Origin of the sequence: Pseudomonas sp. (assembly GCF_049590575.1) — a bacterium.
GTDB lineage: Bacteria > Pseudomonadota > Gammaproteobacteria > Pseudomonadales > Pseudomonadaceae > Aquipseudomonas.
On the sequence record NZ_JBAWDE010000330.1, the window covers coordinates 1 to 7,798 of the forward strand.

Here is a 7,798-nt window from a genome sequence, read left to right on the forward strand (position 1 = left end):
CTTGCTCGCGAATGCGGAGTGTCAGTCGACTCATTTTTGACTGATCCACCGCATTCGCGAGCAAGCCCGCTCCCACATTTTGATCATGTTTCGTCAGGGATCATTTGCCGAACAAAACCTTCTCGCCTTCCGGCGACGTAAACATCCCATCCCCGTTATGCCCAACCCCCGGCACTTCCACCAGCTTGTGAGTCAGCTGCGGATGGCGCTGCTTGAGGTAGTCAAAATAGTTATGCCCTCGAATCAGGCGATACGCGCCCTGGGTTTCGGCGGCGCAGCTTTTGTCCAGCGCCGGGTGGTTGGGGTCGGTGTCCTGCTGGCCCAGCAGGTAAGTGATGTCGCGTGACACGTAGGCCCGCTCAAGCTGCTCGGCGCTCCGGCCCTTGGCGTAGGCCGACAGGTTTTGCATGCCGTACTTCCAGTCGTTGAAGCCTGGGCAGCTGGCCGGGTCGAATTTCACCGGGCGCTGCGGGCTGAGCCAGGCGTAGGTCGAAGGGTTGGCCACCACGTAACGCAGGCTGATGCCTTCGGTTTGCAGCATCGGGTGGTCGTGGCCGGTGAGGGCGAAACGCTGCACTACCTGGCCACCGCCGGAATGCCCGGCGACCACGATCTCTTTCAGCGCCGGGAACAGTTTGCGGTTGCCCAGGTGCTTGATGATCTGGTCGAGCGCGCCGTAGGAGCTGACCTGGCCGGGGCCGATGGAGGGCTCACCGGCCATCCAGTCATCGGTTTTCCAGCGCAGCAGCTGGTTGTCCAGAGGGTGGTTTTTTACGTCCGATTCATCGAGAAATTGCGGCGCAATGATCAGCGTACTGCCACCCACCCCGGCGTGTTCAGCAGCGTGCTCGCCACTTTCCAGGTAGGTCATCGCGTTGCGCAGCCGGCCATGCACGATGATCAGCGCGCGGGTCACCTTGGGCAACGGCTGGCGCCAGTCCTGGCTCAGGCCCAGGCTGAGGTCGCCGGCCTCCAGGTGAAAACGATCAGGGCTGACCACCTTGACGCCGTGTTCCTTCTCGGCGGCCCAGGTGGATGAGGAACAGGTCATCAACACGCCCAACAGCAATCCCAATCGTTTATTCATCTAGAGGCTCTTGGCGGTAAAGGTGTCGCATTGAGTGATCTGGCCCTGGGCGAAGCCGGTCTTGAACCAGCGAACCCGCTGTGCCGAGGTGCCGTGGGTAAACGAGTCCGGCACCACGCGCCCTTGACCCTGCTGTTGCAAACGGTCGTCGCCAATGGCATTGGCCGCGTTCAGTGCTTCTTCAATGTCGCCGGGCTCCAGCCAGTTCAGGCGTTTTTGCGCGCGGTTGGCCCAGACGCCGGCGAAACAGTCGGCTTGCAGCTCCTGGCGGACCAGCAGGCCGCCGTCGCCCTGCATCGGCCGACCCTGCTGGCGGGCGGTCTGGATCTTGGCCGAGATGCCAAGCAACGTCTGCACGTGGTGCCCGACTTCATGGGCGATCACGTAGGCCTGGGCGAAATCACCGGCGGCCTGGAAGCGTTGCGACATTTCCCGGAAGAAATCCAGGTCCAGGTACACCTGCTGGTCAGCCGGGCAGTAAAACGGGCCGCTGGCCGAGGTCGCGCCACCGCAGGCGGAATTCACCCGGCCACGGAACAGGATCAGTTTGGGGTTCTTGTAGGCCAGGCCGTTTTCCTGGAACACCTGGCCCCAGGTGTCTTCGGTATCGCCCAGCACCGCGCGGACAAAATCCGCTTGCTCGTCGTTAGCCGGCGGCGCTTGGCGCGATTGGGTGCTCACCGAGGGCGCCTGCTCCATCTGGCCGGTCAACTGGCCGAGGATCTGCATCGGGTCCTGGCCGGTCAGCCAGCCGATGCCGACGATCAGCACAATCGCGGTCAGGCTCAGGCCTTTGCCGCCACCAAAGCGCATGCCGCCACCGCCGCTGCCACTGTCATCGCGGGCATCTACCACGTTGTCGCTGCGTCGGCCTTTTTTCCATAGCATGTGGGCAATCCTCTTGTGTACTTAACCTGATGGAGTATGGACGTTAATCGCGGCAGTAACCTTCGCCGGTATCGACCACCAGGCAGTCCTTTTTATCCGCCAGCCATTTCAGGCCGGTGGCTTCGCCGTCGCCGGCACGCAGCAGTTGCGGGCCATCCGGGCGGTTGAAGGTAATGCCTTCTTCGTTGGCTTCGCCCTTGAAGGTGCCCGATTCGTCGGCGTCGAGGCCGTATTGCATGGTCAGGATGTAATGACCACGGCCGATGCTGTCGTCTTTGGCGATGGTCAAGTGCAGGCCTTCGACGCCGATCCATTTGCCGACCCATTTATCCGTAGGCGGGGTGGCAGGCACCAGGGTCGCCTGCACGGAAGGCGGCGCAGGCTTTGGCGCTTCCTTGGACTCCTGGTTACAGGCAGTCAGCAGGGCGAGGGTAGAAAGAACAAAGAGAGTTTTTTTCATAGCGGCAAGGCCTTGATCAAAAAGTGTGCAACGCGGGGGCGAAGGTGCTGCGTTGGACTCGATTCCCATGATTTAGTGCGCTGTTCGCACGGTGTTTGGTTATGCTCTTGGGGCAAACTCCGGTTCGGCTGCTAGATTAACGGGTTGAGCGCTACCTCGTTTAACGTTCAGCGCGCCACGCAAGAGAATTCAATGACTGTCAGCACCCCCCTTTCCGGCGTCAACCATCCTTTCAAAGGCATCCTGCTGATTGTGGTGGCGACGTTCCTGTTCTCCAGCCACGACGCGTTGTCCAAATACCTGGCCGGTTTTTACCCGATCGTGATGGTGGTGTGGGCGCGCTACCTGGTGCACACCTTGCTGATGGCCGGGATATTCCTGCCGCAATCGGGCTTGCGCGTGCTGCGCAGCAAACGGCCGGGCATGCAGGTGGTGCGGGCGTTATGCCTGTTGGGCACCAGCCTGTTTTTCACTGCGGCGCTGCACTTCATCCCGTTGGCGGAAGCCACGGCGGTGAACTTCCTCGCGCCGATCCTGGTGACCGCGCTGTCAGTGCCGTTGCTCGGCGAGCAGGTGACACGCGGCCAGTGGCTGGCTGTGATCTGCGGCTTTATCGGCGTGCTGATCATCATCCACCCCGGCGGCGAGCTGTTCACCCCGGCGGTGTTGCTGCCGCTGTGTTCGGCGCTGTTTTTCTGCTTCTACCAACTGCTCACGCGCATCCTCAGCAAGTACGACACCCCGACCACCAGCAACTTCTTCGCCGGCCTGTGCAATACCTTGGTGATGAGTGCGATGGTGCCGTTCTTCTGGCAGATCCCCACGCTGTGGCACGGCGTTTTGATGCTGGCGCTGGGCACCTGTGGGATGACCGCGCACTTGATGCTGACCCAGGCGTTCCGCTTTGCGGCGCCGGCCTTGCTGGCGCCGTTCGGCTATTGCCAGATCGTGTTTGCGGGGTTGTTGGGCTGGCTGGTGTTCAACCATACCCCCGACATGACCACGGTGGTCGGCATCGGGGTGATCTGCATGAGCGGGTTGGCCGCTGCCTGGCAGCAGCGGCGGCGTTGACTTAAACGTCTACCTTGGGAATCTTGCGCGGCGCCATGAAGTACATCCAGGTCAGCGCAATGAAGTACATCGCCGGGATCAGGGTGAACAACACGGTGTAGTTGTTGTTCGTGACCGTGAGGATATGGCCGACGATCTGGGTCATGAACATGCCGCCGATAGCCGCGCACATCCCGCCGAAACCGAACACCGTGCTCATCATGTGCTTGGGCGTGTAGTCCATCACCAGGCTCCAGATGTTGGCGGTCCAGGCCTGGTGCGCGCCGATGGCCAGCGAGATGGCGAACACCGCGACCCACAGCTGGCTGGAACCGGCCGCCATGATCACGCCGACGATGCAGCAGGCGAACAACAGCATCGACAGCAGCCGCGCCTTGATCGAATTCATCCCGCGCCCGATCAGGAACGAAGACAGAATCCCCCCACCGACGCTGCCGAAGTCGGCCGTCAGGTAAATGATGATCAGCGGGATGCCCATCTGGGTCACGTTGATGCCCAGGTTGTATTGCTGGTTCAGGAACGGCGGCAGCCAGTACAGGTAGAACCAGAACACCGGGGCGGTCAGTGCATAAGCGATGGCAAAGGCCCAGGTGCCGCGCATGCGCAGGATGCGGCTGAACGGTACGCCAGGTTGTTCCGGTTCGACTTGCTGCTGCACGTAGTCCAGTTCGGATTGTTTGACGCTCGGGTGGTCCTCCGGGTTGTAGTACTTCAAACCCCAGAACACCAGCCAGATCAGGCCCAGCGATGCCATGCACAGGAACGCCGCCTGCCAGCCCCACACGTGCAGGATCAGCGGCAGCAGCATTGGCGTCATCATCGCGCCGACGTTGGTGCCGGCGTTGAAGATGCCGGTCGCCACCGCGCGCTCACCGGCCGGGAACCACAGGCGGGTGGTCTTGACGCAGGCCGGGTAGTTGGCGGCTTCGGTCAGCCCGAGGATAAAGCGGCACACCATAAAGCCCACCGCCGAGGTCGCCAGGCCGTGGGCACCGGTGGCCAGGCTCCACAGCAGCACCGCGCAGAAGAACACGCGTTTCACGCCGACGCGGTCGATCAAGCGGCCTTGCAGCACGAAGCCAATCGCATAACCGACCTGGAACCAGAAGTTGATGTTGGCGTAGTCCATCGCCGTCCAGCTCATTTCCTTGGCCAGGATCGGCTGCATCACGCCCAGGGCGGCGCGGTCGATGTAGTTCAGGGTGGTGGCGAAGAACACCAGGGCCAGCATGCCCCAGCGAGTTTTACCCACGGCCATGGCGCCGCGGATCTTGCTGCCGATGCCGGCATGCGGGGTGCCCGGGCGCGCGGCCAGGACGGAGTTTTGCGAAGGCATGAGGTCGTACCCGTTTTTTGAAATTTTTATGGTGTGTTCTGGGTCTTTTCTTGGGTGCAGCTACGTGACCGATGGTGCGCAGTGGTTAAAAAGTCGTCAATTCGCCAATGGCCATTGTGTTCGATAATCGCACCGAAAACTAACCGGTTCGTACATTTCAATTGCTGCGAACAGTTTAGCGGCGAATAATTTGCCGTAAATAAGACAGACCTCAAAACCTGGGAGTCGCCCATGCAACGCTCTATTGCTACTGTTTCCTTGAGCGGAACCCTGCCGGAAAAGCTCGAAGCCATCGCGGCCGCCGGGTTTGATGGTGTAGAAATCTTTGAAAACGACCTGCTGTATTACGACGGCAGCCCCCGAGAAGTTAGGCAAATGTGCGCCGACCTCGGCATTGCCATCACCCTGTTCCAGCCGTTTCGCGACTTTGAAGGCTGCCGCCGCGACCGCCTGGCGCGCAACCTGGAGCGTGCCGAGCGCAAGTTTGATTTGATGCAGGAGCTCGGCACCGACCTGGTGCTGGTGTGCAGCAACGCCTCGGCCGATTGTGTCGGCGACGAACGTATTTTGCTCGATGACCTCAGCCTGCTGGCCGAACACGCCGGCCGCCGTGGCCTGCGCATCGGCTATGAAGCGCTGGCCTGGGGCAGGCACGTGAACACCTGGCAGCAGGTCTGGAACCTGGTGCGTCAGATCGATCACCCAAGCCTCGGCGTCCTGCTCGACAGCTTCCACACCCTGTCACTTAAGGGCGACCCGAGTGCCATCGCCGAGATCCCCGGCGACAAGATCTTCTTTGTGCAAATGGCCGACGCGCCGATCCTGGCCATGGACGTACTGGAGTGGAGCCGGCATTTCCGTTGCTTCCCCGGCCAGGGCGAGTTCGACCTGGCAGGCTTCCTGGCGCCGATCATCAAGAGTGGCTACACCGGGCCTTTGTCCCTGGAAATTTTCAACGACGGTTTCCGCGCTGCGCCAACCCGTGCGAACGCAGCGGATGGCCTGCGCTCCTTGCTGTACCTGGAAGAGAAAACCCGCGAGCGCCTCAAGCAGGAAGCGCCCGCCCAGCCGGTGGACATTCTGTTTGATACGCCGGCCGCCAGTGAATACGACGGCATCGAATTCCTTGAATTCGCCGTGGATGAAAGCCTCGGCGCCAAGCTGACCCACTGGCTGGAGCGCCTGGGGTTCGTCAAGGCCGGCCAGCACCGCTCCAAAAGCGTGAGTTTATTGCGCCAGGGCGATATCAACCTGATCCTCAATTGCGAGCCCTATTCCTTCGCGCACAACTTTTTCGAAGCCCACGGGCCGTCGCTGTGCGCCACGGCGGTTCGGGTCAAGGACAGCGCCAAGGCCCTCGAACGCGCGGTGGCCTACAAGGGCCAGCCATATCGCGGCCTGGTCGGCCCGAACGAGCTGGAGCTGGCGGCGGTGCGCGCGCCGGATGGCAGCCTGATTTACCTGGTGGACCCTTCCGAAGGCACGCTGTACGACACCGACTTCAACCTGCAACCGGCCCGTGCATCGAGTGGCGGGCTGCTGCGCATCGACCATATGGCCATGGCCTTGCCGGCCGACAGCCTCGACAGCTGGGTGCTGTTCTACAAGAGCCTGCTGGATTTCGAAGCCGATGACGAAGTGGTGCTGCCCGATCCATATGGCCTGGTCAAAAGTCGTGCATTGCGCAGCCGCTGCAGCTCGATTCGCCTGCCGTTGAATATTTCCGAGAACCGCAACACGGCGATTTCCCACGCGCTGTCGAGCTATCGCGGCTCGGGCGTGCACCACATTGCCTTCGACTGCGCGGACATTTTCGCCGAAGTGCGCCGCGCCAAAGAGGCCGGGGTGCCGCTGCTGGATATCCCGCTCAACTACTACGACGACCTGGCGGCGCGGTTTGATTTCGACGACGAGTTCCTCAGCGAGTTGGCGTACTACAACGTGCTGTACGACCGTGACGCCCAGGGCGGTGAGTTGTTTCATGTGTACACCGAGCCGTTCGAAGGGCGGTTTTTCTTCGAGATCATCCAGCGCAAAAACGGCTATGCCGGTTATGGCGCGGCCAACGTGGCGGTGCGCCTGGCGGCGATGGCCAAGTCGCGCAGCGGTGCGGTGCGCCAAGCACGTTTATAACGGCGGGCGGGGTGCTTCCTTCGGCGAGCGCCCCGGCCCATAATCACCGCCTGCATAACAATGGCCGTGAGCGCACCATGACCTCGAGTCCCGATCTCCCCGCGGTGTCAGACGCACCGCGCAAGAGTCGTAAGAACAACCCGGAAAAGACCCGCGAAAACATTCTCCAGGAAGCTATTGTCGAGTTTGTTCAGCAGGGCCTTTCCGGCGCTCGCGTGGACGCAATCGCCGAGCGCATCCACACCTCCAAACGCATGATTTACTACTACTTCGGCAGCAAGGAGCAGTTGTACGTCGAGGTGCTGGAGAAGCTCTACGGCGATATCCGCAACACCGAAACCCGCATGAACCTCACCGCCCTGGAACCGCGCGAAGCGGTCCGCCGGCTGGTGGAATTCACCTTTGATCACCACGATCAGAATGTGGATTTCGTGCGCATCGTCAGTATCGAAAATATCCACAACGCTGAGTACGTGAAGCGCTCGGATTCGATCAAGGCGATGAACAGCAACATCCTCGAGGCACTCGGCGCCACCTTGCGCCGCGGCGCCGAGATGGGGCTGTTCCGTGAAGGGCTGGAGCCGTTGGACGTGCACCTGCTGATCAACTCATTCAGCTTTTACCGGGTGTCCAACCGCCATACGTTCAGTGAGATTTTTCAGATCGAACTGTCGGACGAGGCGATTAAACAACGGCACCGCGACATGATTTGCGAGTCGGTGATGCGGTACTTGCAGGCCTGAAAATTACTCAGGTTGGAATGCAATCCATGTGGGAGTGGGCTTGCTCGCGAACGCGGTGGATCAGCAGCATTGGCTGTGAC

General features: G+C 61.2%; 7 protein-coding genes. 3 read left to right on the forward strand and 4 right to left on the reverse strand.

All coding sequences use genetic code 11. From position 1 onward, the window contains the following. Positions 1–100: 100 nt before the first annotated feature. From WBR57_RS23100 to WBR57_RS23110, 3 genes are read right to left on the reverse strand one after another with little or no spacing between them, the layout of a single operon-like run. Positions 101–1,087 carry an alpha/beta hydrolase gene (locus WBR57_RS23100; RefSeq protein WP_424086967.1) on the reverse strand — a complete coding sequence of 329 codons (987 nt, stop codon included), beginning with the start codon at positions 1,085–1,087 and terminating at the stop codon, positions 101–103. Then, positions 1,088–1,975 carry a KPN_02809 family neutral zinc metallopeptidase gene (gene ypfJ / locus WBR57_RS23105; RefSeq protein WP_424086969.1) on the reverse strand — a complete coding sequence of 296 codons (888 nt, stop codon included), beginning with the start codon at positions 1,973–1,975 and terminating at the stop codon, positions 1,088–1,090. Between the two features lie 43 nt (positions 1,976–2,018). Beyond that, positions 2,019–2,435, reverse strand: coding sequence for a membrane lipoprotein lipid attachment site-containing protein (locus tag WBR57_RS23110; protein ID WP_424086970.1), 417 nt, complete (start codon positions 2,433–2,435; stop codon positions 2,019–2,021). A gap of 192 nt (positions 2,436–2,627) precedes the next feature. Here WBR57_RS23110 and WBR57_RS23115 point away from each other — a divergent pair, with 192 nt between their 5' ends. After that, positions 2,628–3,506, forward strand: a complete 879-nt coding sequence (locus WBR57_RS23115; protein ID WP_424086972.1) for a DMT family transporter — start codon at positions 2,628–2,630, stop codon at positions 3,504–3,506. 1 nt (position 3,507) lies between these two features. Here the strand turns inward: WBR57_RS23115 and WBR57_RS23120 are convergent, their stop codons facing one another. Then, on the reverse strand, positions 3,508–4,842 hold the full coding sequence (locus tag WBR57_RS23120; protein ID WP_424086974.1) for an MFS transporter: 1,335 nt from the start codon (positions 4,840–4,842) through the stop codon (positions 3,508–3,510). 231 nt (positions 4,843–5,073) lie between these two features. Here WBR57_RS23120 and quiC point away from each other — a divergent pair, with 231 nt between their 5' ends. Together quiC and WBR57_RS23130 are read left to right on the forward strand one after the other, a co-directional pair. Continuing rightward, on the forward strand, positions 5,074–6,975 hold the full coding sequence (quiC, locus tag WBR57_RS23125; protein ID WP_424086976.1) for a 3-dehydroshikimate dehydratase QuiC: 1,902 nt from the start codon (positions 5,074–5,076) through the stop codon (positions 6,973–6,975). A gap of 77 nt (positions 6,976–7,052) precedes the next feature. Then, positions 7,053–7,718 (forward strand): TetR/AcrR family transcriptional regulator, encoded by a 666-nt coding sequence (locus tag WBR57_RS23130; protein ID WP_424086978.1) that lies wholly within the window; start codon positions 7,053–7,055, stop codon positions 7,716–7,718. Positions 7,719–7,798 lie beyond the last annotated feature (80 nt).

Bases quoted from the DNA above. Each gene is read 5' to 3' on its own strand.
- WBR57_RS23115 (WP_424086972.1), top strand. From the start codon at position 2,628: ATGACTGTCAGCACCCCCCTTTCCGGCGTCAACCATCCTTTCAAAGGC.
- WBR57_RS23100 (WP_424086967.1), bottom strand. From the start codon at position 1,087: ATGAATAAACGATTGGGATTGCTGTTGGGCGTGTTGATGACCTGTTCC.
- WBR57_RS23130 (WP_424086978.1), top strand. From the start codon at position 7,053: ATGACCTCGAGTCCCGATCTCCCCGCGGTGTCAGACGCACCGCGCAAG.
- quiC (WP_424086976.1), top strand. From the start codon at position 5,074: ATGCAACGCTCTATTGCTACTGTTTCCTTGAGCGGAACCCTGCCGGAA.
- WBR57_RS23120 (WP_424086974.1), bottom strand. From the start codon at position 4,842: ATGCCTTCGCAAAACTCCGTCCTGGCCGCGCGCCCGGGCACCCCGCAT.
- ypfJ (WP_424086969.1), bottom strand. From the start codon at position 1,975: ATGCTATGGAAAAAAGGCCGACGCAGCGACAACGTGGTAGATGCCCGC.
- WBR57_RS23110 (WP_424086970.1), bottom strand. From the start codon at position 2,435: ATGAAAAAAACTCTCTTTGTTCTTTCTACCCTCGCCCTGCTGACTGCC.